General features: G+C 49.1%; 22 protein-coding genes. 6 read left to right on the top strand and 16 right to left on the bottom strand.

Annotated elements, in window-relative coordinates; genetic code table 11:
• Window positions 1-84 precede the first annotated feature (84 nt).
• Together BUB85_RS04315 and BUB85_RS04310 are read left to right on the top strand one after the other, a co-directional pair.
• The gene (locus BUB85_RS04315) at window positions 85-654 is read left to right on the top strand and encodes a TetR/AcrR family transcriptional regulator C-terminal domain-containing protein (RefSeq protein WP_073105759.1); all 570 of its coding nucleotides are present in this window, start codon (window positions 85-87) and stop codon (window positions 652-654) included.
• A 184-nt stretch (window positions 655-838) separates the two neighbouring features.
• On the top strand, window positions 839-1,828 hold the full coding sequence (locus BUB85_RS04310) for an aldo/keto reductase (RefSeq protein WP_073105755.1): 990 nt from the start codon (window positions 839-841) through the stop codon (window positions 1,826-1,828).
• Window positions 1,829-1,990: 162 nt separating this feature from the next.
• Here BUB85_RS04310 and BUB85_RS04305 read toward each other — a convergent pair whose 3' ends face one another.
• The gene (locus BUB85_RS04305; RefSeq protein ID WP_073105753.1) at window positions 1,991-2,695 is read right to left on the bottom strand and encodes an MgtC/SapB family protein; all 705 of its coding nucleotides are present in this window, start codon (window positions 2,693-2,695) and stop codon (window positions 1,991-1,993) included.
• Window positions 2,696-3,014: 319 nt separating this feature from the next.
• Here BUB85_RS04305 and recQ point away from each other — a divergent pair, with 319 nt between their 5' ends.
• A complete protein-coding gene (gene recQ, locus BUB85_RS04300) occupies window positions 3,015-4,835 on the top strand; it encodes a DNA helicase RecQ (RefSeq protein ID WP_073105751.1) in 1,821 nt (606 codons plus the stop codon).
• Between the two features lie 346 nt (window positions 4,836-5,181).
• Here the strand turns inward: recQ and nagA are convergent, their stop codons facing one another.
• The 9 genes from nagA to BUB85_RS04250 all read right to left on the bottom strand — a co-directional run bounded on the left by nagA (window position 5,182) and on the right by BUB85_RS04250 (window position 13,321).
• A complete protein-coding gene (gene nagA / locus BUB85_RS04295) occupies window positions 5,182-6,375 on the bottom strand; it encodes an N-acetylglucosamine-6-phosphate deacetylase (RefSeq protein WP_073105748.1) in 1,194 nt (397 codons plus the stop codon).
• A 16-nt stretch (window positions 6,376-6,391) separates the two neighbouring features.
• Complete coding sequence (gene nagB / locus BUB85_RS04290) at window positions 6,392-7,123, bottom strand: glucosamine-6-phosphate deaminase (protein ID WP_073105745.1); 732 nt, start codon at window positions 7,121-7,123, stop codon at window positions 6,392-6,394.
• A 50-nt stretch (window positions 7,124-7,173) separates the two neighbouring features.
• Window positions 7,174-8,073, bottom strand: coding sequence for an ROK family protein (locus BUB85_RS04285; protein WP_073105742.1), 900 nt, complete (start codon window positions 8,071-8,073; stop codon window positions 7,174-7,176).
• Between the two features lie 91 nt (window positions 8,074-8,164).
• Window positions 8,165-8,623, bottom strand: coding sequence for a YhcH/YjgK/YiaL family protein (locus BUB85_RS04280; RefSeq protein WP_073105738.1), 459 nt, complete (start codon window positions 8,621-8,623; stop codon window positions 8,165-8,167).
• Window positions 8,624-8,818: 195 nt separating this feature from the next.
• The gene (locus tag BUB85_RS04270; RefSeq protein WP_073105728.1) at window positions 8,819-9,505 is read right to left on the bottom strand and encodes an N-acetylmannosamine-6-phosphate 2-epimerase; all 687 of its coding nucleotides are present in this window, start codon (window positions 9,503-9,505) and stop codon (window positions 8,819-8,821) included.
• A gap of 1 nt (window position 9,506) precedes the next feature.
• Window positions 9,507-10,136 (bottom strand): SGNH/GDSL hydrolase family protein, encoded by a 630-nt coding sequence (locus BUB85_RS04265; RefSeq protein WP_073105725.1) that lies wholly within the window; start codon window positions 10,134-10,136, stop codon window positions 9,507-9,509.
• A gap of 24 nt (window positions 10,137-10,160) precedes the next feature.
• Window positions 10,161-11,036, bottom strand: a complete 876-nt coding sequence (locus BUB85_RS04260) for a carbohydrate ABC transporter permease (RefSeq protein ID WP_073105722.1) — start codon at window positions 11,034-11,036, stop codon at window positions 10,161-10,163.
• The gene (locus tag BUB85_RS04255) at window positions 11,036-11,983 is read right to left on the bottom strand and encodes a carbohydrate ABC transporter permease (protein ID WP_073105718.1); all 948 of its coding nucleotides are present in this window, start codon (window positions 11,981-11,983) and stop codon (window positions 11,036-11,038) included. The genes BUB85_RS04260 and BUB85_RS04255 overlap by 1 nt, the downstream gene beginning before the upstream one ends.
• Before the next feature lie 33 nt (window positions 11,984-12,016).
• Window positions 12,017-13,321, bottom strand: a complete 1,305-nt coding sequence (locus BUB85_RS04250; RefSeq protein WP_073105714.1) for a sugar ABC transporter substrate-binding protein — start codon at window positions 13,319-13,321, stop codon at window positions 12,017-12,019.
• A 335-nt stretch (window positions 13,322-13,656) separates the two neighbouring features.
• On the opposite strand from BUB85_RS04250, the gene BUB85_RS04245 reads away from it, so the two are divergent.
• The gene (locus BUB85_RS04245; protein WP_073105709.1) at window positions 13,657-14,511 is read left to right on the top strand and encodes a MurR/RpiR family transcriptional regulator; all 855 of its coding nucleotides are present in this window, start codon (window positions 13,657-13,659) and stop codon (window positions 14,509-14,511) included.
• A gap of 146 nt (window positions 14,512-14,657) precedes the next feature.
• Here BUB85_RS04245 and BUB85_RS04240 read toward each other — a convergent pair whose 3' ends face one another.
• Genes BUB85_RS04240 through BUB85_RS04230 form a run of 3 tightly spaced genes read right to left on the bottom strand, consistent with a single transcriptional unit; the run spans window position 14,658 to window position 17,695 of the window.
• Entirely contained in the window at window positions 14,658-15,497 is an 840-nt protein-coding gene (locus BUB85_RS04240) for a carbohydrate ABC transporter permease (protein WP_073105706.1), read from the bottom strand.
• Entirely contained in the window at window positions 15,497-16,363 is an 867-nt protein-coding gene (locus BUB85_RS04235) for a carbohydrate ABC transporter permease (RefSeq protein WP_073105877.1), read from the bottom strand. Before BUB85_RS04235 ends, BUB85_RS04240 begins: the two co-directional genes overlap by 1 nt.
• Window positions 16,364-16,423: 60 nt before the next feature.
• Window positions 16,424-17,695 (bottom strand): sugar ABC transporter substrate-binding protein, encoded by a 1,272-nt coding sequence (locus BUB85_RS04230; RefSeq protein WP_073105703.1) that lies wholly within the window; start codon window positions 17,693-17,695, stop codon window positions 16,424-16,426.
• A gap of 508 nt (window positions 17,696-18,203) precedes the next feature.
• Here BUB85_RS04230 and gap point away from each other — a divergent pair.
• Entirely contained in the window at window positions 18,204-19,226 is a 1,023-nt protein-coding gene (gene gap, locus BUB85_RS04225; protein WP_073105700.1) for a type I glyceraldehyde-3-phosphate dehydrogenase, read from the top strand.
• Between the two features lie 138 nt (window positions 19,227-19,364).
• Here the strand turns inward: gap and BUB85_RS04220 are convergent, their stop codons facing one another.
• Window positions 19,365-20,645: an amidohydrolase family protein gene (locus tag BUB85_RS04220; RefSeq protein WP_073105697.1), complete on the bottom strand. Its 1,281-nt coding sequence runs from the start codon at window positions 20,643-20,645 to the stop codon at window positions 19,365-19,367.
• Between the two features lie 725 nt (window positions 20,646-21,370).
• On the opposite strand from BUB85_RS04220, the gene BUB85_RS21100 reads away from it, so the two are divergent.
• The gene (locus tag BUB85_RS21100; RefSeq protein WP_143160658.1) at window positions 21,371-21,619 is read left to right on the top strand and encodes a hypothetical protein; all 249 of its coding nucleotides are present in this window, start codon (window positions 21,371-21,373) and stop codon (window positions 21,617-21,619) included.
• Window positions 21,620-21,708: 89 nt separating this feature from the next.
• On the opposite strand, the gene BUB85_RS04210 is transcribed toward BUB85_RS21100, so the two are convergent.
• The gene (locus BUB85_RS04210; protein ID WP_073105691.1) at window positions 21,709-23,064 is read right to left on the bottom strand and encodes an aspartate aminotransferase family protein; all 1,356 of its coding nucleotides are present in this window, start codon (window positions 23,062-23,064) and stop codon (window positions 21,709-21,711) included.
• A gap of 120 nt (window positions 23,065-23,184) precedes the next feature.
• Complete coding sequence (locus BUB85_RS04205; RefSeq protein WP_073105687.1) at window positions 23,185-25,857, bottom strand: bifunctional amino acid transporter/iron-containing alcohol dehydrogenase; 2,673 nt, start codon at window positions 25,855-25,857, stop codon at window positions 23,185-23,187.
• Between the last annotated feature and the right edge of the window lie 195 nt (window positions 25,858-26,052).

The raw sequence follows: 26,052 nt of genomic DNA, 5'->3' as shown, positions 1-26,052 counted from the left end.
CCTGTGGGTAGTTTTTGTAAATTCTTTTGTCACAATCTTTTCTTACTGTTATAATGAGAAGCAGAACAGGAGGGAATATTTATTATGGCAATTGATATCAAAGAAATTCTGGCGAACGGTCTTATCGCTCTGTCAGAGACCGTTCCGTTGGAAAGCGTCACCGTCAAACAGCTCCTGGAACACACTGGAGTCAGCCGGCAGACCTTTTACAACCACTTTCTGGACAAAAATGATCTGATCCAGTACATTTATCTTCGCAAAATCATCCCCGGTTTTTCCGGCTCCGATGCAGATCTGAATTTTCACGACTCCCTGCTGGACTCCTTTTATCAGATGCAGAAATATCAGGGGTTTCTGAAACAGGCATGTCTCATGGATGGGCAGAACTGTCTCAAAGATTTTATCTTTCAGCACTGCCATGATTTTGATTTAAAATGGCACCAGGAACGCTACGGAAACGAACCCATGCCGGAGACACTCCGTTTTGCAACGGAGTATCACGCCAACGCCTCCAGCAGTATGGTACTCTCCTGGATATTGTCAGACATGCCCGCATCCTGCGAGGAAATGGCTGATCTGATCACCGGACTTCGGAGTGTCGGCATGGAAAAGCTGTTCGAAAACGGGAAGATCAAAGGAAACCCATACCAGTAACAAGCCATGCGATTCAGATTTCCATTGACATTTTGCCCCAAAAGTCAATTTATTGACACCGACACGCTATTCATAAATTGTTTTTTTCTTTTATACTGGATAAACTGTGCTTAACAGCAATGAGATAAAAACCAGAATGAGTAAAACGAACAAGTAGAACAGGTTCAAGAAAGGCGGTATTTAAATGGAATACATTAAACTTGGAAACAGTGATCTGAATGTTTCGCGCATCTGCATGGGATGTATGGGATTTGGCAGCGCGGACAGTGGGCAGCACTCCTGGACACTCGATGAGGAACACTCCCGGGAAATCATCCGGCACGGCCTGGCGCTGGGCATCAATTTTTATGACACGGCCATCGGTTACCAGAACGGTACCTCCGAGCAGTTTGTCGGACGGGCACTGCGCGATTTTGCCAAACGCGACGAGATTGTTCTCGCCACCAAGTTTCTCCCACGCACAGCCGAGGAGATTGAAAACAAAGTCAGCGGTCAGCAGCATATCGCGCATATGATCGATGCAAGTCTCAGCAATCTCGGCATGGATTATGTGGATTTATACATTTACCATATGTGGGATTATCATACGCCGCTTTTTGAAATTATGGACGGATTGAATCAGGTTATAAAATCTGGAAAAGCACGTGCAATTGGAATTTCCAACTGCTTCGCATGGCAGCTTGCCAAGGCAAATGCGCTTGCCGAACAGAACGGATTTGCCAGATTTTCTTCGATCCAGGGACACTACAATCTGATCTTCCGCGAGGAAGAACGGGAAATGGCACCATACTGTCGGGAAGAAAACATTGCCATGACTCCATACAGTGCACTCGCCGGCGGTCGCCTCGCAAAGCATCCCGGTGAACAGTCCAAACGGCTGGCGGAGGATGCCTTCGCAAAGCTGAAATACCAGAAGACGGAAGAGCAGGATCGCATCATCATCCAGAGGGTAGCAGAGATTGCTGAAAAACGCGGCGTTTCCATGACTGAGGTCTCCCTCGCATGGCTTCTGACCAAGGTTACAGCACCAGTTGCCGGCGCCACAAAGTTCCACCACATTGACGGTGCCGTCAACGCTGTAGACCTGAAACTGACTGACGATGAGATTGATTATCTGGAAAATGCATACGTTCCTCATGCTCTGGTCGGTGTGATGGCGCAGAATGCCAGATAAAATCTATGACCGGTAAAGCGGACATTCGCAATCCACTCTGCTACTTGCTCATGAACATCCTGCAGCTACGCTGCCTTTCAGCAGGGGCTTTTAATCCCCTGCTGAAACAAGCATCCCCCTTACCCACCACTTAGTGCTCTACGCACTTGAAGCGGGGAATGCTTACAGATGTTCAAACACGGTGCGCATATCCGGAAGTTTTTTGAGTTCCTCCAGCACGTCATCATGAGTTTTCCCTTTTGGAATTATAATTTCGATGATTGCCGCCGTGTCATCTTTTACCCATTTGTGATCTTTCGTCCGCTGAAGACTGGTCACCTTTACATTTTCATCTTCAAAATAATTCAGCACAGTCAGAAGTACTTTTTCGTCCGTCCCCTCCACAAACAGTTCCATGAGGTTCACACGGTTCAGAATGCGGTCATCCACATACTGATAAATCCGCGCGGACAGGACAACCACGATTACTCCGATGATTGCTCCGGCATAAAACCCGGTTCCAATAGCAATTCCGATAGAAGCCGTCACCCACAGTGCGGCGGCGGTTGTAAGACCCTTGATCCGGGAATTTCCAGTTACAATGATTGTTCCGGCACCAAGAAATCCGATTCCACTGATTACCTGCGCCGCCATCCGCGACATATCCCCCGTGGAATTTGACATGTATGTATAAATGTATTCGTTGGTGATCATCGCCAGCGTTGCGCCCACACAGACCAGGGAAAATGTCTTCATCCCGGCCGGTCTGCCCTTGATCTCACGCTCGATTCCGACCAGTGCCCCACAGACCGATGCCATTAGCAGTTTTATGACCGCTGCGCCCACAAAACTGATTGATACTGTGTTGATCCACTCCATCATACTCATTGTCTCCCTTCTCCTGCCCCATTATTTATTCAGCCGTCACGTTCTATCCGATTTTGTGGGTCCGATTTTTAGGGGGTCTGCTTTTTTCGACCCAGTCCTGTTACACTCATTATAGTCTCTGATTCCAGAATCTTCTATCCTTTATTCGCAGATTTTCAAATTTACTTCGCCGTTTTCCCATAATGTGCTAAACTATAACGAGAAAAGGCCTTGTTCCCAAGGGACCGGTTGAATTTATTTCTAATACATACATTTACAGACAAATAAAGTGAACGTTCACACAAATTAATTCATTCACGCAAGAAAGGATTCCTATCAATTGAAATATAAATTACTCAAACAATATTTTGGCTACGACGCATTCCGCGACGGCCAGGAAACTTTAATCGACAGCATCTTAGACGGGAAGGACACCGTCGGCATCATGCCGACCGGAGCCGGCAAATCTCTTTGTTACCAGATTCCCGCTCTTATGATGGATGGTATCACACTGGTCATCTCACCGCTGATCTCACTGATGAAGGATCAGGTGACTGCCCTCAATCAGGCCGGGGTCCACGCCGCTTACCTGAACAGTTCGCTCTCTTATGCCCAGTACTGCAAGGCACTGCAATGTGCCCGAAGCGGGCAGTACAAGATCATCTACGTTGCTCCGGAGCGGCTGGTAACACAGGAGTTCATGAATTTTGCCATGGAGGCTGACATCGCGATGGTCAGTGTAGATGAGGCTCACTGCGTCTCCCAGTGGGGACAGGACTTCAGACCGAGCTACTTAAAAATTGTGGAATTTGTCAATCTGCTGCCCAAACGCCCGGTCGTGAGTGCCTTCACTGCGACCGCCACCACCACGGTGCGCGAGGATATCATCGCCATACTGGAGCTTGTACAGCCGACCGTTGTATCAACCGGATTTGACCGGCCAAACCTCTACTTCGGGGTGGAACAGCCCCGGGACAGGTTTACCGCACTTCTTCATCATCTGGAGGACTGTGCCGGACAGAGCGGCATCATCTACTGTCTGACACGAAAAAATGTGGAGGAGGTCTGCCTCCGGCTGGAGCAGGAGGGGTATCCTGCCACCCGCTACCACGCCGGGCTGACCGACCGGGAGCGGCAGCAGAATCAGGAGGATTTCATCTACGACGTGAAACCCATCATGGTTGCAACCAACGCTTTCGGTATGGGAATCGATAAATCCAATGTCCGCTTCGTCATTCACTACAACATGCCGAAGAATATCGAGAGCTATTATCAGGAAGCCGGCCGTGCGGGACGGGACGGAGAACCGGCGCGGTGTATCCTGCTCTATGGCGGGCAGGATGTGATTACCAACCAGCTTTTTATCGAAAATAACAGGGACAACGACGAGCTCTCCGACGCCGAACTGGAACTGGTGCAGGAGCGTGACCGGGAGCGTCTGCGGAAAATGACGTTCTACTGTTTTACAAATGAATGTCTGCGCACTTACATCCTGAACTATTTCGGTGAATATCCGGACAACTACTGCGGCAACTGTTCCAACTGCCAGACCAAATTTGACACCATCGACATCACCCCCATGGCATCCGCAATCATGGGCTGCGTGAGAGACTGCCACGAACGCTACGGAATCACCGTCATCCTGGACACCGTACACGGCAGCAAGTCTGCCAAGATCCAGCAGTACCACATGGATGAAAATCCTTACTACAACAGCCTCCCGGAGGTCACAATCCCGAGGCTCCGCCAGATCGTCAACCATCTGGTCCTGACCGGATTTCTGGAACTGACTAATTCCAAATATGCGGTCCTCCGCCTGACGGCACTCTCTGATTCCATCCTGAACGGAGACGAAACGCTGACCATGAAGCTGGCCGAGGAATACATCCCGGAGAAAAAAGAGAGAGCATCCAAAAAGAAAAAAGCCAGAACCATTCCGGCCAACGTGGATCCCGAACTTTTCGAGAAGCTGCGTGAGCTGCGCATGAATCTGGCAAAAGAAAACAAGGTGGCGCCTTATCTGATTTTTTCCGACAAAACGCTGCACCAGATGTGCGCACTGAAGCCAGCCACCCGGGAGGAGATGCTCCTTGTATCCGGCGTCGGAGAAGTAAAATACGATCGGTACGGAGACGCTTTTCTCACTGCTATTAATGCCTGATCGCCGATTTTTTGTTCCCCGGTGATTACTGGTTTCTGTTCATGACCGCTTACCGCCCTCTGTCAGTAAACAGCAGGGCGGCCGTGAAATCCCTAGGAATTTCCTTCCACATAAAAAGCAGCTGCCTGCAGTCAGGTTCATACGACCATACCGCAGGCAGCTGTTTTATTATCTTTTCTGTCCGTTCCATATTCGATTATGCTCCAGCATAATTGCTGCGGGCGGCTGTCCTCTCTGCTGACATAATGCATCTGAGCCGCTCTGCAATCCGCCGGAGGCTATATCTTCAGCAGAAACCAGAACCTTCTCTGCTTCTCATGGCATTCTCTGTTTTCCAAAGCCTCCCTTATTTCAAGAGCACTCCGTCCTTCACAACCGCTTTCAACTTCAGTTCCGAATCCCACAGCACGACATCCGCTCTCTTTCCAGCGCTGATCGAGCCATACTGATCGTACACGCCAAGGCTCTTCGCCGGATTCGCCGTGGCACACGCCACCGCCGTTTCCAGTGGCAGCTGCATCTCCCTCACCGCCACACGCACACAGTCCGGAAGTGTCGTCGCTGAGCCAGCCAGCGATCCATCGGACACCAGTGTCGCACGGTTCCCGGTCACGTTGACATCCAGACCACCCAGCGTATACTGCCCGTCCGGCATTCCGGTCGCCCGCATGCTGTCGCTGATGAGGATCATCCGCTCCGCACCCATCATGTGAAATGTAGTCCGCACCACCGACGGATGGATGTGCACGCCATCGCAGATCAACTCTGACATCACATGCCTGCTGTCCGCCACCGCACCAACCACCCCCGGTGCGCGGTGGGTAAACGGCGGCATCGCATTGTAGAGATGGACCGCATGATCCGCCCCCGCATCAAAAGCTGCTTTGGCCGTGTCATAATCCGCATTGGTATGCGCCAGTGCCACGGACACCTCATCCTTCACCGCCTGGATAAAGGAGACTGCATCCCCCTCCTCCGGCGCGATCCCGATGAATTTTACCAGTCCATCCGCCGCCCGTTGAAATCTCCGGTAAACATCCACATCACATGGAATGATGTGTCGGGCATCCTGTGCCCCTTTTTTTACCGCACTGATGAAGGGGCCTTCCATATTTACACCGATCAGATCTGCTCCGCGCCTGATGCTATCTGTACTGCCAGCACCTCTCTGCTCCGCTGCAAATGCCGCACCGCAGGCCAGAATGGACTCCAGTTTTTCCACCGGAAGTGTCATAGTCGCCGGAGCGATGGCCGTCACCCCGATAGAGGCCTCGTATCGTGCGATCTCTTCTATCGCCTGCCGCGTTCCATCACAAAAATCATAGCCCTTGCAGCCATGAAAATGCAGATCGATCATTCCCGGGATTGCATAGCAGCCCTCACCGTCCAGCACCGTTTCATCTGTCAGATCCACAGCCCTTCCGGCACGCCCTGTCATCCCCTCCAGCGTAATCGCCTGAAACAAACCGTCCTTTATCACAATGGTTCCCGGAACAAACGTCTGATTCTCCCGGAATACCCGCACATTTCTGATAATCATACTGCCTCTTTTCTGCTTACTCTGCAATCTTTGAGTAAGCTGCCTCATCCACTACCAGCGTCACATCACTGTGCATCTGCAGAATAGACGCAGGAACTGCCGGTGTAACCGGTCCGAAAAATGCGGTTTTTACGATCTCCGCCTTGTCGGCACCACTCACGAGCAGAAGGATCTTCTTCGCCTGCATGATGGTCTTGATTCCCATCGTATATGCCTTTTTCGGCACCTCATCCGCCGATGCGAAGAACCGTTTGTTTGCCTCGATCGTACTCTCCTGAAGCTGTACGCAGTGCGTCTCTTTCTCGAAGAACTCTCCCGGCTCATTAAAACCGATATGTCCGTTGTGCCCCAGCCCGAGAAGCTGCAGATCCACACCGCCAAGCGAATGAATCAGTTCCTCATAACGCGCACACTCCGCATCCTCATCCGGATTGGTTCCATCCGGAAGATTCGTGTGGCTCACATCGATATTCACGCGGTCAAAGAAATGTTCATGCATGAAATAATAATAACTCTGGTCGTTCTCTCTCGGCAGCCCCTTGTATTCATCCAGATTCACCGTCGTCACTTCCGAAAAATCAATATCGCCCTTTTCATACCACTCTACCAGCTGGTCGTAGGTTCCGATTGGAGTCGATCCGGTTGCAAGACCCAGCGTGCAGTCCGGTTTCATCGTCACCTGCGCGGAAATGATATTTGCTGCTTTTCTGCTCATGTCTTTGTAATCCTTTGCCTTATAAATTCTCATCATCTTTCTCCTTTAACGCTTTTAATGTGTCATCGTGTAACGTTTCTTTTCTATCTGGCGTTTTGAATCTGCCGTCTCCCCCGGAAATGATAAAACGCTCCCAGCATTCCGGCATCGTTCTTATGCTCTGCCATCTTCAGTTCCGTGTGCTTCGCCACATCTGTCATCAGATATTTCTCGATGGCGCTCTGGATTCTGGGTTTCAGATATGCCTCCTGCGCCATGATGCCGCCGCCGAGTACCACCGTCTGCGGATTGACCACGTAGCAGGTATTCGCGATTCCCTTTCCCAGTGTATCCGCCATCTCATCGATTGCCTGTATGCAGGCTGCATCACCGTTCTGCGCCTCTGCAAATATCCTTCTTCCATCCCAGTCCTGTACCGGCTGACGCTTCATCTCCGCGACCTTTGTGCACAGAACGCTTGTCGCTCCGAAAGCCTGGAACTCGTCACCATCCATGAGCATATGTCCCACTTCGCAGGCACTTCCACTGTAACCATGGAACACTTCCCCATCAATTAGTATACAGCCGCCAATTCCTGTTCCGATGGTCAGGCACAAGGTCACTCTGCTGCCCTTTGCCGCACCGGATACGCTCTCCGCAAGACCTGCGCAGTTCACATCATTTTCCACTTCACATGGAAGACCGGTCTTTTCTTCAATCGTCTTCTTAAACTTCGTCCCGGTATAATCCGGCATCAGCGGTCCCGCATAAAAAATCATACCCTCTTCCACATCCACCATCCCCGCTGTCGAGATGCAGACTCCTTCTAACTCATATTCTCTCTGAAAACCTTCCACGATATCCAGCGCCTTCTGCAGAATGGACGGACCTCCTTTCTGCGCCTCCGTCGCCATCTCCTGCTTCACCAGAATCTCGCCGGATTCCCCAATGATTCCGTACTTGATTGCCGTCCCGCCGATATCAATACTCACGTATTTTTTCATACCTTTTCCTCTAACCATTCGGTTTTCTATTCTTATTATAAGGTGTACAGTTCAAAAAGGCAAAGCTTTGCTTTCCCTTTTTAAACTAAATCTACTTCCGATCTATCCGCACTTTAAAAATTGCCTTTTTCACCGCCTCCGGCGCCTGTACCGCCACGGCAGTACGGTGTGCATCCGGCGGATAGCAGATCAGAAAGTCCCCTGATTTCAGAATCACAGAGCCACTCTTTTCTCCCTCCATAGGCAGAAAATCATCCTTCTCCACAAACTCCTTCAGTTCCATATTTTCAATAAAGTTTACGTCGATCTGCTCTGCGCCGCGGAGCATCACATGAACGTCCAGATAATTTTTATGTGCCTCCCAGAAACGTTCCTCCGCCGTGGTTGTCGTATACTCCACTACATTGACAAAAAGACGCTCTCCATCGATCGCATGGCATCCCTTCTCAAACGTTGTAATATCATGGGTCTTTGCATATTCAAAGCACTCCTGAATCTGGCTGTCAAGAAATTCATACGTCATTAACTGACCGGTATTTCCATAAATCATCGCTTCGCCTCCTGCTTCCTGGAAATTATTCGTTTTATCGTCTCACTTTTGGTATCCGGCCTGCTCGTCCCGGGTCCCCGAAATGCACTCGCAAGCATATTCACGTGCCTGGTCTCACACGCACTGTATTCCGATCGATGAAATATTTTTCCATCGATCGGAATACCTTCGCCGCCAGACCGGCACATTTTCCATCTATTCCAAAGCTGCTGCAAATTTTTTTGTGATCAGCTGCGGACGCGTGATGGACGAACCCACAACAACACTGTACGCGCCAAGCTCTATCACCCGCTTCACTTTTTCCGGAGAATCGATATTCCCCTCCGCAATGACATCGTGCTTCACATGCTCCACTATTTGTTTTATAATCGCAAAATCGTCATCTTCAATCTGAAGGTTCATACTGTCTTTTGTATAGCCGACCAGCGTAGTTCCGATAAAATCGAATCCGAGCTCATCCGCATGGTATGCCTCCTCGACGGTAGCACAATCCGCCATCAACAGCTGTTCCGGATATTTTTCCCGGATCTGACGGTAAAGATCCTCCAGTTTCAGTCCACCCGGGCGTTCTCTTCCCGTCGCATCAATCGCAATGATCTCAGGCTGAACCTCCATCAGTTCCTCCACCTCTTTCATTGTCGGTGTAATATATACTTCGCTGTCCTCGTACACCTTCTTTATGATTCCGATGACCGGCAGATCCACCGTTCTTTTTATCTCCCGGATATCCTCGGTCGTATTGGCACGGATTCCTTTTGCGCCCCCGATTGCAGCTGCCTTCGCCATTCTCCCCATGATGAAGGATGAATGAAGTGGTTCCTCCGGCAGTGCCTGACAGGACACAACTAACTTTCCCCTGATTTCTTCTATCTTTTTGTTCATGTCATACCCTCTCTCTAATCATTGATGCAAGTGCCTCAGCCAGCCTTGCATGACTTTCTTTGTCCAAATGCATGTGGTCGATTTGATTCATTGTTCCAATCTGTTCTGCGTCAAAGAAATCGCAGCCCAGCTCTTTTGCGCAGAGCTTCATCTCTTTTGCCAGTGCTCTTGATTTTTCGCTGCAGATTCCCATCTCACCGGCGACCGGGGACTGCTCACATTCCGGTTCTATCGGTGCAGGCGCTACCACGAGTATCTGCGGTTTTTTTGCCCACGCCGGTGTTTCCTTCGCCTTTATAATCAATCTTTTCAATCCATCCGCAATGTTTTTTGCGGTCAGGGCATACCGCTGCTTACAATCATTCGTTCCAAGCATGATTACAAGATAATCAATTTCTGAGTGAGACATCAGACAGGGATTCAGATACTTCAATCCGTTCATTCCCTCGTTCAAAGGATCCTCAAGCACGGTAGTCCTTCCGCACAGCCCTTCCTCAATAATTGTGTAATTCTCACCCAGCAGTTTTTTCAGAATCCCAGTCCATCTTACATCATCCGGAAACCTTCCATTTGTAACCGCATCATATCCCCATGTATTGGAATCTCCGAAACATACGATTCTTTTTCCCATCTTTTTTTGCTCCATTCTGTATTCTTAGCCTTTTACCGCGCCCATCGCAAGTCCCTGTACGAAGTCCTTCTGTGCAGCCCACACGATGATCAGCACCGGAAGAAGCGTCAGAACTGCCGTCGCCGCCATCGGTCCCCAGTCCAGTCCTCTGTCGGTTATGAATCCGGCGATGACTACCGGCAGTGTTTTTGATTTGTTAATGCTCAGGATGACCGCAAACAAAAATTCATTCCAGGCTCCCACAAATGCGAGAATTCCAGAAGCAATAATTCCCGGCTTCGTTATTGGCAGAATAATAAGGAGAAAACGTTTTGTAAACCCGCATCCGTCCAGCATCGCAGATTCTTCCAGCTCATGCGGCAGCTGTTCAAAGAATCCCATCATCAGCCAGATTACCAGCGGAAGATTGAAGCTGGTATTCATGATAATCAACGCAGTTCTTGTATCGATCAGATGAAGTGTCCGCATTACCAGATATACCGGAATTGCCGTTGCAATCGCAGGGTACATCTTCTGGATCATGAACCAGAGTCCAAAGTACTTTTTTGCCTTCTTCCCGATCGAACCCCGAGCTACCGCATAGGCCGCCATGCTTCCAAAAAATACAGAAATCACAGTCGAGCAGGCCGCAACGACAAATGTATTGACGAAATTCAGGGCCAGTCCATCTTTATTAAAAATTTCATTAAAACTCTCGGACGAGAAAACACTCGGAAACAATACCGGTGGATTAGACAGACATTCTCCCGGGGTCTTGACCGAGCTGGTAAAAAGCCAGTACAGCGGAAACGCAATCGCGATCAGACTCACAGCCAGTAAGACAACTCGCACCGGGCGCCCGGCAAAATTTCCTATGATGTTATCCACCGAAGGTACCCTGTTCTTTTTCTTTCTTTTCATTACACCTCCGCCTCCAATCTATCTCTTAATTTCAAAAATCCGAAAGTTATGACTGTCATCACCACAACAAACACAATTGCCAATGATGCCGAATATCCCGCGTTAAAGAACCGTAACCCCTGTTTGTAAATGTAATTCGGCAGCATTTCCGTTGCCGTTCCCGGTCCTCCATTCGTCATAACATAAACGGTATCAAACACTTTAAACGCATCCACGAAACGAAGCATGATGACAACCGTGAGAATCGGACTCATCATCGGCAGTACGATCTTCCTGAAAATCTGTCCGTTCGTCGCTCCGTCCACGCAGGCCGCCTCAAGACAATCCGCCGGCAGTGCTTTCAGACCCGCTGCGCAGATAATGGTCACCCACGGTACCAGCTGCCACACATTGACCAGAATTACCGCAAGCATTGCCGTATGTGTGCTGCTCAGCCAGGTAATGCTCGGCACGCCCACAAAGCTGAGAAAATAGTTGATAATTCCCGTTGTTGAGTCCAGCATCATTCTCCAAAGTGTACCTACTGCAACGGGTGCCATGATCATTGGAATCAGAAAAATCGATGTCGCGATCCTCGCCCACATTTTATCCGAACAGAGCGCCATCGCGAGCACTAATCCAACTACAACTTCCAATGCTACCGATACCACTGCGAACAGGAACGTATTCCAGGTGCTGATTCCCAATGATGCATCCGTAAACATCTTGATATAATTTCCCAGTCCTACAAATTGCGGCACAGCATTCGGCAGATTCAGCTTCAGATCAAAAAAGCTGAGATACAATGAATACAGGAGCGGCAGAAGTGCTGTGATTCCAAGAAATATCATTGTAGGGACTAAAAACATCCACGAGGCAAATACGTCTCCTCTGCTCTTCCTGATTTTGGGCTGTACATTTTTCACCTTGGCCACATTGCCCACCTCACTTTCTTTAAAGGAGGGCATCTTGGGATGTCCAAGATACCCTCGGTTTTATATTTACAGGTTATAGTTTTTTGTTCCCTCTTCCGGCGGAGCTGCTTTCAGTGCATCCTCGATGCCTTTCTGCATGTCACTCACTGCCTTCTCCAGGTCGCTCTGACCTGACATGTATTGACTGACAACCGTGTTCAGCATCGTGTCAACCTCTGTAGACGCCGGGATTCTCCACCACAGGTTTGCGGTATCGAGTGCTTCTCTTACAGTGTCCATATAGGTACCTTTGATTCCATCCTGCTCCCAGAATGCTTTTCTTGGAGATAAAATACCACTGTCTTCGTAGAATTTGTTCTGGTTTTCAGCACTTGTATACATTTTTAACCATTCCCATGCAAGATCCTGATTCTTTGAACTTGACGGAATAGAAACATCCCACGCACTCAGCAGAGTAGTTCCTGTTTTATCATGAGGGATGGTATCCAGTCCCCATTTTCCAGCCACCTTTGACTGTGATTCATCATCTGCCGCCTGTACCAGTCCGAGTGTAGGCCATGTTTCGCATACTGCAGCATTGCCGTCCAGGAATGCCTGGATAGACTCTTCTGTTCCCCATGATAAAATCGATGGATCTGCGTAATCCTGAATTTCCTTCAAATGCTCCAGCGCATCTCTTGTCTCCTGAGAGTCGATTGTCACATTCCAGTCTTCGTCTGCCCATGAGCCGCCCATTGACCATAGTACATAGTCAAATACGCCGCCAAGCTGTCCGGTCGTTGCAGAAACAGAAATTCCATATTTTCCTTCTGCCGCATTCGTCTGCTCTTTTGCCATTTCGCGGTACTCTTCCCATGTGTCCGGGATTCCGTCTGGCAGAAGATCTGTCCGATATGCAAATAACTGTGGTGTGCTCGCATTCGGAATACCGGTCGTCACGCCCTGCCATGTTCCGCAGTTCTCAAGAACCTTGTCAATATATTCTGTCATGTCATACTTATCTTTTTCTATATAATCCTTCAGATCTGTCATGTACGGTGCAAACTCACCATCCCATTGACTTGCCACATCAATCACATCATAAGATCCTGTTCCACTTGTCAGGTCAAGCAATGCTTTTTCATGCAATGTAGTATATGGGAAATCTACGACCTCCACCTTAGCTCCAGTCTCTTCCTCAAACTGATCCACGATGCTGTTCGCTGCATCCGCATACACCCCCGACATGTACAATACGGTCAATGTTTCTCCGGAATAAGGCTTGTCTCCCGAAGCTGTGCTGCCACCACTTTCCTTCTTACTTCCGCATCCTGCTGCCATCGCTGCAACCATTGTTACGCACAAAAGAATACTTACCAGTTTCTTTTTCATAAAACTTCCTCCTTTTTCTTTTGTATCCGCTCATTTGATTGAAAGAATATTTTTTTATTTTCAGTTCTTTTTTTATTTTCCAACAATCGTAGTCGGATATATTTTCCTTTTCTGAAATTATATTACCATTCTACCGCTGCATATGTCAACCTTAATTTCGTCATATCCTTGCCTTTTCTCTGATTTTTTGTACTATTTCGCAATTATTCAGTGCCAAATCAGCGTTCCGAAATAAAATAAAAATTTTTTCTTTTTTATTGGAATCTATATTTTTTAAGATTGACAGAGTTTTTTTTCATGTTAAAATAAAGTCAGATAATATGAGGAGGAGATTTATGGCAACTACAAACCTGATGACAGAAATAACCAAACGATACTCTAAGATGACGAAGGCTGAGAAAAAGGTGGCAGACTACGTACTGTCCTCACCACAGCAGGCTCTCGCTTCTACGATCAGCGATCTGGCAAAGCTGTGCGGCATCGGTGAGACAAGCGTCTTCCGTTTTTGCAGGACCCTGTCGCTGAACGGATACCAGGATTTCAAGCTTTCACTTGCGCTCAGTACCGCCAACACCCCCTCATTCCCCAAGGACGAGATTGACATTCTGGATTCCGATGACTGCAAAGGAATTGCCGAAAGCGTTCTGCGCACCTACACTGCCGCACTGGATCACGCTTTTCTTGCATTCAACTTTAAAGCCATCTCAAAGGCCGCTGGTCTGATTTTAAGCTCCAAGAGTGTAAACCTCTTCGGGTTCGGCGGTTCCGGGACCAGTGCCAACGAGGCAAAGAATAAGTTTTTAAAGATTTTACCAAATATCATTTATAATTCAGACAGTCACATTCAGCTGACCCAGGCCGCGCTGCTGGGCGAGGGCGATCTGGCCATCATCTTCTGCAACTCCGGCATCACAAAAGACTGCATTGAGATTGCCCGCATCTGCCATACCGGGAAGGCTTCTGTCGTGTTTGTCACCATGTTTCTGAAGACGCCTGCCGCACAGTACTGCGACATCATCCTTCCATGCGGTGCAAACGAAGGACCTATGGAAGGCGGATCCATCGCCGCGAAAACCTCGCAGCTTTTTCTAATCGACATTCTTTACGCCGAAGTGTTCAAGCGTCTCGGCGCAGATGCGCTGCACCGCAAGAAAATCACCTCACAAGTCATCACCGAGAAAATGATGTGATATTTTTAAGCAGGATAAAGCGAAACAGCAACCGCACAACAGAGCACGGCAGACAACCTGCCTTTTGTAATTTTCACAACAAAAACCGCGCAGCAAAATGCCATTGGCAAAATACTGCGCGGTTTTTCATACTCACTATATCTCTTCTATCCCTTCACAGATCCTTTCATCATTCCCGCGACCAGATATTTGCGGAAAAACAGTGTCGCAGCAGCCGGCGGAATCAGTGCCAGCATTCCTGCCGCTGCAATCAGGCCATACTGGACCGAATCTTTCGTCATAAATTCTGAGACGATAATCGCCATCGGCTTTGTTTCCATGGACGATGCAAGTATCAGCGGAATCTGAAACTGGCTCCAGGTATTCAAAAACATGATCAGCACAACAGATATCAGAATCGGATAAGACAACGGCAGCATGACATAAAAAAACGTTTTCGCCTCCCCGCATCCGTCGATCCGGGCCGCCTCATCTAGTTCTCTGGGAATCGTCGCGAAATAGTTGGATATCAGCCAGACCGCCATCGGAAGATAAGAACTTACATACACGATACTCAGCCAGAATATGTTATCCAGCATTTCCCCTGCTGCGAACATTCTGTACAGTGGAATGATCGTTGCCATCACCGGAATCACCATGGTGATGAGCAGCAGATTTTTTATGAGGTTTCTCCCCTTGAACTCCATTCTCCCCAGCGCATACGCCGCAATTGCCGCAATCGGGACTCCGATGCACAAGGTGATGCCGACCGCTCTCAGGGAATTTAGCATCGCCGAAAAGAATGCGGTGCCTCTCCGGCTGTCCGGCGAGAATAATTCTCCGTAGTGTGCCCATGTCACATGCTCCGGCAAAAGCTTTACCGTCGGCGCGAACACCGCATTATCCGGCGTGACCGACAGCACAAACGCCCACACAAACGGTCCGATCGTAACAACAAGAAACAGAAGCAGTTCACATACATACACAATTTTCTTCATATATTTCATTAGTATTCCACCTCCTTGTTCAGGCTCCGAAGATAGAGCACTCCAAGAATCAGTGCGCAGAACATCACCAGGTAAGTCATTGCCGCACCTTTTCCAAAGTTCAGAAACTCAAAGGTGGTCAGGTAGCTTTCCATCAGAATATTTTTTCCTAAATCGCTGTAGCCCGAGAGTGACACAATCTCATCGAACACATTGATCGCCGTGACCGAGGTGGAGGTCAGACCGACTCCCACAAAGGGGAGCATCAGCGGCGCGGTAATATACCGGAAAGTCGCTGTTCTTGTCGCTCCGTCTCCTCTGGCCGCCTCATAGATCTGACTGGGGATCGACCGCCGTCCTGCCAGACACACCAACGCCATAAACGGGGTGCTCCGCCATATGACCACGATAGAGACCACCAGGAGTAAGGTCCACCTCGCGCTCAAAAACTCGATAGGATGGCTGATCAGCCCCATTCCGAGCAGCAGCTTGTTGAGGAAACCATACCCCGAGAAGAATACGAATTTCCACAGGACGCCGTTTACATAAGGCGGCAGCGCCCAGGGCAGAATGGACAGTGCCATCAGAATGCCCGAGCCCCTGACGTCTATGTTCAAGAACATAGCCACCATACACCCGCATATGGTCGTGAAAACGACCACCATCACCAGAATGAAGAGGGTGTTCTCCATGCTGTACCAGAACGATTCCGATTGCAGAATGTCTATATAATTTTTCAGTCCGATGAAATGAATATCCGCCGGAGCCGTCAGTTTCCATTTTTTCAGGCTGTACGAAAACGTAGCCAGAATAGGATAATATACTAATACACCCATGATTAGTATCATGGGTGTCAGTAAAAGATATGGTAAAATTTTCTTTTTCATTGTGTTTGTACTTTCTGCAGTCTGCTGCGCGGACATCACATCCGCGTTCGAATGCCTGCCTTATTCTTTCGCAAGTTTCTCGGTTGCAGATGCCATCTCCTCATATGCCTGTTCCGGAGTATACGTTCCCAACGCCATCTTGTTGATTGCGTTGTACATCGCGCTGCTCATCTCGGCATAGTAGGACGGAACTCCGTTCGGGAACGGAGAAGAAATCAGTTTTGCCTCCTCTAACATGGCTCCTGCATTTTCTATTTTACCATCCTGAATCAATTTTTCCAACACCGAATTTCGAGTAGGAATTGCACTGTTTGTCTCATTTAGTCTTTCCTGCATATCCGCAGAGGTGTACCACTCTACAAATTTCTTTGCAGCCTCTTTGTTTTTAGATGCTTTGGTCACTCCGATTGCTTCCGGCAGTGCCATTGTCTCGGTCGCCTTGGCATCCTTGCCCGGAACCAGAATCGGTGTAATTTCTCCAATCACGCTGCACTCCTCTGGATTGGTACTTCTGGATACGAACGATGTCGGTCCCGTCAGGAAGCTTGCCGTTCCGCCACAGATTCGTTTGTAAGCGTCCATACCCGAAGAAGTCTTGTCCTCCGGTGCAACCAGCTCTTCCTTCACCAGAGTATCCATGTATTCCAGTGCTTCCATTGCAGAGTCTTTGTTCAAAGTTCCGTCATCGTTCCACACAACACCATTCATTGTATACGCCAGCCACATCAGGCAGGTCGATGTCTTCTCTTCCGCATTCAGTGACAACGCGAACGGATACTCCACGGTACCTGTCGATTTCAGTTTCCGGCAGTCCTCAAGAACATCATTCCACGTCTGCGGCTCTTCTGTAATTCCCGCCTTCTCGAACTGCTTTGTATTGTAGAAAGATAAGCGATAATCGTTCGTGTACGGCATAGCCAGTACTTTGTCATTAATCGTAAATGTCTCAATCGTAGGGATATCTGTCTTGTCCTCGTCCGATACCTCCAGTGGCTCCAGCCAGTCAGCCGCCTCAAATTCTCCGACCCACGACCAATCGACCTCTACCACATCTGCCACCGCTTTTCCTGCGGATGCTCCCGTCGCCAGCTTTTCGCGGATATCGTCCCAGCCAACCTCTGCAATCTCCACATCAATTCCGGTTTCATCCGTAAATTCTTTTAGCTGATCATCTGTCGGAACGCCCCAGTCAGGGACCATAAATGTAATCTTTTCCCCGGATGTCGCTGTGTCTGCCGACGATCCGCTGTCTGTTTTTTTGCTGCCGCAGCCGGCTACCATTGTCGCTGTCATAACCACGCATAACAGCATACTGATAATTCTCTTTTTCATTTGTCTCCTCCTATAATTCTATTATGCCCATTTATGAGTTTAACATATACCAATTCAGAATCAAGTTCATATTTTCTATAAATGTATATTTATCATTGTGTATATCTATATGCAGGAGGCAGCGCTGACCACATTTTAGGGTAAAATGCCCCTCTTACCGCTATAAGCATCCGGTGAACAAGAACACCCACACCTACTTTCTCCTTCTCCTGACATCAATCTAACATACACGTTATATTTTTCACGTAATTGTCAGAAAATTAATTAAATATTTTTCTATAGACAAACAATTTTCTCCGTTGTATAATAGCTTTCGTGAGGCAGGGCTCGAATGTACCCGAGATTCTGCAAATAGGAAACCGAGACCGCTTAAGGATTTTGAAGCAGTCTCATCCAGAAGTACATCGCGGCGCGGGCGATGCTTACGGACAGCCGGACGGATGGCAAAACGGACATTCGGAATCCGGTTCTATAAGAAATCGAATTATACAAATGGGAGGATTTTGAAATGGGTGTTAAAATTGGTATCAACGGATTTGGCCGCATTGCGCGTGTCATTCTGAGAAGCCTGGAAAAGAGGCACGTCGATATGGACGTGTGTGGAATTAATGTGAGAAATGCTGATTTAGATCAGATGGTCTACATGCTGACCTACGATTCTGTGTTCAGCCGTTTTGAGGGGACCATCAAGCGGACGGAGAACGGCATTTCCGTCAACGGCAAGGAGATAAAGGTTTTCAGCGAGAGTGATCCGGCAGCCATCGACTGGGCCTCCTGCGGAGCAGAGTACATCATCGAATCCACCGGTGTATTCCGGACCGCAGAGGACTGTCAGAAGCATTTTATCCACGGGGCAAAAAAGGTCATCTTATCCGCTCCGGGAAAAGGGGATGGATTTCCCACATTTGTGATGGGTGTGAACGAAGATACATACACTTCAGATATGGACATCGTGTCCAACGCATCCTGTACGACCAACTGTCTCGCTCCGCTCTCCAAGGTCGTCCATGATCATTTCGGCATCCGCGAGGCACTCATGTCGACGATCCATGCCTCCACGTCCAAGCAGAAGCCCGTGGACAGCAACGGCGGGCGTGACTGGCGGACCGGCCGTTCCGTATTCAATAACATCATCCCCTCCACCACCGGGGCCACAAAGGCTGTCGGCCTTGTAATCCCGGAGCTGAACGGGAAGATGACCGGAATGAGCTTCCGCGTTCCGACCAACGATATCTCCGTGGTGGATCTCACCGCGAAGCTGGAGACCAAGACCACCTATGAGGAGATCTGCCGTGTCATAAAAGAGGCCAGCGAGACCAGTATGAAGGGCATCATCGAATACAACACCGACGAACTGGTGTCCTCCGACCTGCGTGGAAACTTCAATACCTGCATTTTTGACGTAAAAGCCGGTATCATGCTGGACGGTGATTTCGTGAAGCTGATTGCCTGGTATGACAACGAGTGGGGGTACTCGAACAAAGTGATTGATCTGGTCATGCATATGGCCGAGGTCGACCGTTTATCTTAAATCAGTTAATAATCAAGGCACAGGATTCACGTTGTTTCGTGAAGTCCTGTGCCTTTTTTCACTTGTATCGCTTCTCGTCAGTTCATCGAATATATACACATCCGCATCAGAGCACAGCCGCTTTGCCCCGTCGCAATTCTACAAAAACCGATCCAGTTCCCGCTCTACATTTTTCATTTTCTTCACCCGCGGCTCCTCAATCCGTTTTCCTCTGGTCACCACCATGCTGATATTGCGGAGTGCCTCCAGACTCTCCAGCGGATTCTTCTCCGTCACCACGAAGTCCGCGCATTTTCCCGGTTCGATCGATCCGGTTACACCTCCCAGTCCGATCAGTTCTGCATTCCGCTTCGTCCCCGTGTACAAGGCAAATGCGTTGGACACGCCGCAGTATTTGTGGAAATAATTCAGTTCCCGCCACATGTCATACTGGGTGACATATGGGCATCCGGTATCCGTACCGAGCCCTACCGGAATGTCTTCCGCCAGACACGCCTTTGCACAGTGGATGATCCCCTCAAAGACCAGTCTGCCATTGTACTGCTGAATCTCCGTCGCATGGCTTTTTGCAGGATCGAACAGGGCGTAAGGCAGCGCTGGCGACAATGTTGTGACAAGGCACGCACCGCGCTCACGGAACAGCTCTATGATCCGGTCATTCGGTGCCGCACCATGTTCAATGGAGTCCACTCCATTTTCCAGAGCGACCTCCAGTCCCTCCGTGCTCTCCACATGGGCCGCGACCTTCAAGCCGAGCCCGTGTGCCTCCTCGCATGCCGCCTTCACAAACTCCGGAGGCATCTTCAGTTCCCCCGGCTCTCCCTTCACCGTGGCATCCAGGACTCCGCCTGTAATCATGATCTTGATAAGATCCGGTTTCGACCTTGCAACAATTCGCACGTAGTTTCTGGCCTGCTCTGCGCTCCGGGCAACATATGCCAGCGATCCCGCCATATGACCGCCCTCTACAGACACCGCCATATCAGACGCCACAATCCGCGGCCCCTCCAGCTCCCCCTTCAGAATCCCATCACGGATACGTGTATCAAAATTCAACACCCCGCCCACCGTGCGGATTGTCGTCACCCCACTCATAAGCTGGGTCTTCGCATACCCCGCGCACATGTTCATGGACATCTTCCTCAGAAATTCTGTGCTAGTCAGAAGCTTTACGAGCTTCGCTGAATCTGACTGTTTTTTCTTCGGCTTCCCACTTGCCGGGAGATGTACATGAAGGTTGATCAGCCCCGGCATAATATACCGGCCTTCCAGATCCACAAGCTCATATCCGTCCAGCTTTCTTCCTTTTGCATCGATACTCTCTATTTTGTCACCATCGGTCAAAATCACTTTGTCAGTCTGTGGCACCATATTCTTGGATCCGTCCAGCAATATGCCATTTATATATGCTGTTTTCATATGCACTCCTCCTCGATTGTTATTGTTTTCCACTATCTTTTATGCTGCATTGCAGTAATGTCCGTAAATCGGACACTCGCAATCCGCTTCGCCGCTTGTTCGTGAATGTCCAGCAGCTTCGCCGCTACAGTTTCATCATAACACAAAATCCATAAAAAGACCGCTTTCTACTCATCTTTTCACCCGAAGTTTACATCTGTATTTTTTCATTACAATCTGCAAAAATGAAGCAAGTTTTTTCTTATTGCATTCTACCTGCAAAAATGTTATGGTAAATACAGATTTTCTATTCAGAGGACATTCGTCTTCTCAGAATTTCAAAGTTCAGGTCAGCTCGACCGAATGTATCATTTCATTTTACCCACAGACCTACCGTAAGAATCATAAGTGAAAACAGATTGCGTAAAAAGGTTGCATTTCGAAACATTTTTCTTATAATAGAAGTAACCACAGTTTCTCTTATTTCTTACAACACAGAAAAAGGAGGAACATATGTCCAGAACAGACACCGCAAAGCTAAGGATCTCGTTGGCAATAGTGATGATCTGAAATGTGTCTTTGGATTCATCAAATACCAGAAGGACAAACAGGCTCTGCGTGATTTTATTTACAAGAACGAAAAATTATTTTCGAATGTTCCCGTAGAAACCTGTCAGGCAATACAGGAAGTCACTCATTTAAGTGAAATCGAAAAGTATATTGAAAAAGAACAGGAGGGTGTTAACATGTGTGTAGCAATACAGGAAATGATTGAAGATGGCCGGGCCGAGGGCAGAAACGAGGGTCGGTCCGAGGGCGAAGTAAGAAAGCTCATTGAACAGACCTGCAAAAAGCTTCGCAAAAGACAAACCTCAGAAACAATTGCAGATGCACTGGAAGAAGATCCCGCTTATATCCAGTCGATCGTTAAGGTGGCGCAGAAATATGCGCCGGATTATGACCTGGATTTGATTTTTCAGAATTTTTTCAAGTAAGCCAAAACAAGCCATATAAAGAGACCGGAGCCATGCCAAAACATGCTCCGATCCTTTCTATCTCATATCTCATCCGCTAAGCTGCTGCCCTATTTCATGCATGCCGCGATTGCATCATCATATATTTTCAGTCCGGCCTCAAGCTGTGCATCTGTCATCACCAGCGGTGCAAGGAAGCGGATCACATTCCCATAGATCCCTGCGCTCTCCACCATCAGGCCATGCTGTGCGCATTCCTGAACGAACGCTTTCACGAATGTCGGATTCGGGTTCTTTGTCGCTTTGTCCGTGACAAATTCCACTCCGATCATCGCCCCCAGTCCGCGGACGTCTCCGACGACCTCGTACTTTTCTTTCATTGCCTCAAACGCCGCCTTCGCCTTTTCTCCGATCTCGTTGCTGCGCTCCAGAAGATGCTCTTCCTCCATGACCTTGAGCACCTCGATTCCGGCTGCACATGCAAGTGCATTTCCGCCGTATGTACCACCGATAACTCCTCCCGGAACCGCGTCCATTACTTCTCTGGATGCAATGACCGCCGAGAGCGGAACACCGCCCGCAATGGATTTTGCTGTCGCAATGATATCCGGTGCACACCCCTCTTCTTTCCAGTACTCAGAAGCAAACAGTTTTCCAGTACGGCCAAAACCGGTCTGTACCTCATCTGCGATCAGCAGAATCCCATTCTCATCGCAGATCTGGCGGACCGCTTTCACAAACTCAATCGGAGCCGGGATGAATCCGCCCTCACCCTGCAGCGGCTCCATCACAATTGCTGCCACGTAATCCGCCGGTGAGCAGTTCTCGAAAACGTCACGCACGCTCTTTACGCACTGCTCCAGATATTCTCCCTCTGTCATGTGTTCCGGCTTGCGGTACAGATACGGAAACTGTGCACGATACACTCCATCCGGGAAAGGTCCCATGCCGACCGCGTATGCCTTCTTGGCTGTCATGGTCATCGTCAGCATTGTTCTCCCGTGAAACGCACCGGAAAATACAATGATATTCGGCCTCTTTGTCGCACCTTTTGCAATCTTGACCGCATTTTCATCCGCCTCCGCACCGGAGTTTGCGAACATGACTTTTTTCACATCTTCCTTGATCGGTGCCACTGCCGCCAGCTTCTCCGCCAATGTCAGGTAGCCCTCATGAGTCACAATGTTGAACATCCCGTGAAAATACTTTTCGGACTGCGCTTTTACAGCCTCCACAAGCCTCGGATGTGCATGTCCCACGTTAAGCACCCCGACGCCGCCAATCCAGTCGAGAAATACATTGCCGTCCACGTCTTCAATCATAGCACCTGCACCATTTTCTATCACGACCGGATATCCGCACCCGATGGCATCCGGTACAATATTTTTCCTTCGCTCGATCATGGCCGCCGCCTTTGGTCCCGGTACTGTCTCTGTTACAATTTTAGGTAATTCCTCTCTTAACATATCCTGTTCCTCCTTGAAAATCTGTTTTTCTAATTATTTTTTAATTCTTTCTTTTTATTTTGCTTTTAACCGTTTGCCACTTTGAAAAAACACAGCATCCACCCGACTTCCTGCTTTTGTCTACATCGCCCTGCGATAAATTTCTCCAATCTCATCCTGCGTAAACACCACCGGGTTATTCGCCACGCCTGCGGCTGACACTTTCATGCAGTTCTCCGCCATCCACGGAATATCGCTCTCCGTCAGCCCAAGTTCCGACAACCTGCAGGTCAGATCCAGATTGAAGATCAGCGTGCGGATTTTCGCCGCACAGTCTTCAGCCGTCACGCCACCAAAGATTCTTGCGATCTTCGCATATTTGAAATGATCGCCCTTGTAAGATGCTTCGATGACAACCGGCGTCAGTGCTGCCAGCCCCTTTCCATGGACGATATCCTTCAGACCGCTTGCCGGATGCTCCATGCCATGGGCCAGCGTAACCCCTGCCGTGTTGATGACCATTCCGCCGATGGTGCTGGCAAGTGTGATCTTCTCCCACGCCGATTTATCCTCTGAACCACGGTACACATCTACCAGATTATCCGCAATCAGTCCCATCGCATATTCGCAGAGCGCATCCGTAAACGGTTGGGCGATTTTCGACGTATAGGCCTCCATGCTGTGGCAGAGTGCATCGAACCCAACCGACGCAAGCACCTTTTTCGGCATAGTCGTCATGCACTCCGGATCCACGATGGACACCTTGGCTACGATTGCATTGCACCGCAGCGATTTCTTGTCTCCGGTCTCCGGGTTCGTGAGTACCGCGAATCCATTTCCCTCGGATCCGGTTCCGCAGGTCGTCGGAATCAGCACCAGCGGAAGTGCACGGTCACTGGTCTTCCTGTTAAAAATGTAATCGTTGACATCCCCCTCATTTACCGCCAGAAATGCGATGGCTTTTGCACAATCCATGATACTTCCGCCGCCAATTGCCACCACGCAGTCGCATCCGGAAGCTCTTGCAAATGCCGCTCCGTCCTCCGCGGTAGTCGTCAGTGGGTTCTGCGCCACCTGATCATACAACTCCGAAGCAATTCCTGCCGCATCCAGACTTTGTTTTACTTTGTCATAAAGTCCGGATTTCTTCGCACTGCTCTTTCCAGTTACGATCAGCGCTTTCCGGCCATAAGGCTTCGTCAGTTCACCGGCCTGTCTCGCCTTGCCCCAGCCAAACACAATGTTGACCGGAAGGAAATAAGAAAAGTCCATGGAAGGTCGGGCTGCCTCTTTTGACGTAAGATCAGCTGCTTCTTCCGCTGTACCGGCCGTCGCAAGCGCCGCCTCCAAAGCCTCATCCACATCATCGCGCACATAAACTTCATCTTCGTCCAGTGCAACATCAATGTGAGATCCAAATTTTTCTTTGTATTTTAACTTACATACAATACAGAAGATAACACCCAGTACAGACCATCCTCCCGCCATCACCCATTCCTGCCATACAAGTGTGCAGCCGGAATTGGGAATTGCATACATTGCTACCATAAGACCAGACATCAGGATTGCGACAGCTCCGACCAGCTTATAATTCTTTACCCGGTATGGCCTCGCCATCTCCGGTGCTTTCGTCCGCAGGATCACAAACGAGATTGCAACCATGCAGTATGCGAGACAGCATCCAAAGTTTCCGGCATCCACGATCCACACCAACATCTTACGCCCAAAAAATGGTGCGATCATAGACAGTCCGCCGATCAGATACAGTGCATTTGTCGGCGTTTTATATTTGTCATGCAGTTTCACGAAGACACGCGGAATCATATAAGACTCCGCCATAGAGTACATGGCGCGGCTGCCTCCGATCAGGAACGAATTCCAGCTTGTGACAATACCGCACATACCACCAACGATCAGCACCTTTGCCATGATGCTACTGTTAAATGCCTTTCCCATCGCATCTGCCGTCACCAGCCCGGAGCCACTCTGGGATGCCACAATATCCGATGCACTCATGATATACCCCACACCGATGATGATCAGCGCATAGAAAGAAACCGCCAGAACGATCGAGAGAATCATGATTTTTCCGATCTTCTTCAGCGGAACGTTAATCTCCTCCGCTGCCTGCGGGATCACATCAAATCCAATAAAGAAAAACGGAGTTACCAGCGCAACACTCATAGTTGTTTTCAGGATACCGCCTGCCGTATTTCCCACAAAAAGCTGCCCCTGAAGATTTCCTATATCTCCGGTTACCGCCGAAGCCACAATGAGAAGGATTCCAACGCCTCCTATAATCACTGTCAGCACCGTCTGCAGCGTTGCCGCAGTCTTCGCGCCGCGTACATTGATGTATGTAATAAATCCCGCCACGACAATTGCCACCGCAAGCCAGGATGCGTATACGTCAAAGCCCGCCACCGTGTAGAGATAGCCTTTTAAAAACCCCGGGTAAATGTATGTCACAATCGTCGGCAGCGCACACGCCTCAAAACACACAACGCTGACATATCCAAGGATGATCGCCCAGGTGCAGATGTAAGATCCGATCGGTCCCATGGCTTTGTAGCTGAACACATGCTCGCCGCCACACTGTGGCATAGCCGCGGTAAGCTCCGCATAGGTCAGGCCCACGAAGAATATCATCACACCGCCGATTGCAAAGCCAAGTGCCGCTCCCAGCACGCCGCCCCGTGCAATCCAGTCACCGGATGACACCACCCAGCCCCATCCAATCATAGCACCGAAGGCAATCACAAGGATGTCCCACGCGCTGAACACTTTGTCAAATTCTGATTTCTTTTTTTCCATATAACTTTCCTCTCAATCGTAATAATCTGATTTACAACTGTCACAATTCCTCATGTAATCTGCTCTCGATCATCTGCTCTTTCCTGCAAAAAGACGCCAAACGGAAACCTGCTGTTTCCATTTGACGCCTTTGTCAAACACAATATAGATATAATGCCGAAAGAGTATGCCGCCTCTTTTTCACTGATGAACTTC

The sequence above is a fragment of the Hespellia stercorisuis DSM 15480 genome (genome assembly GCF_900142165.1).
Taxonomy (GTDB): domain Bacteria; phylum Bacillota; class Clostridia; order Lachnospirales; family Lachnospiraceae; genus Hespellia; species Hespellia stercorisuis.
This window is presented reverse-complemented; position numbering and strand designations above follow the sequence as displayed.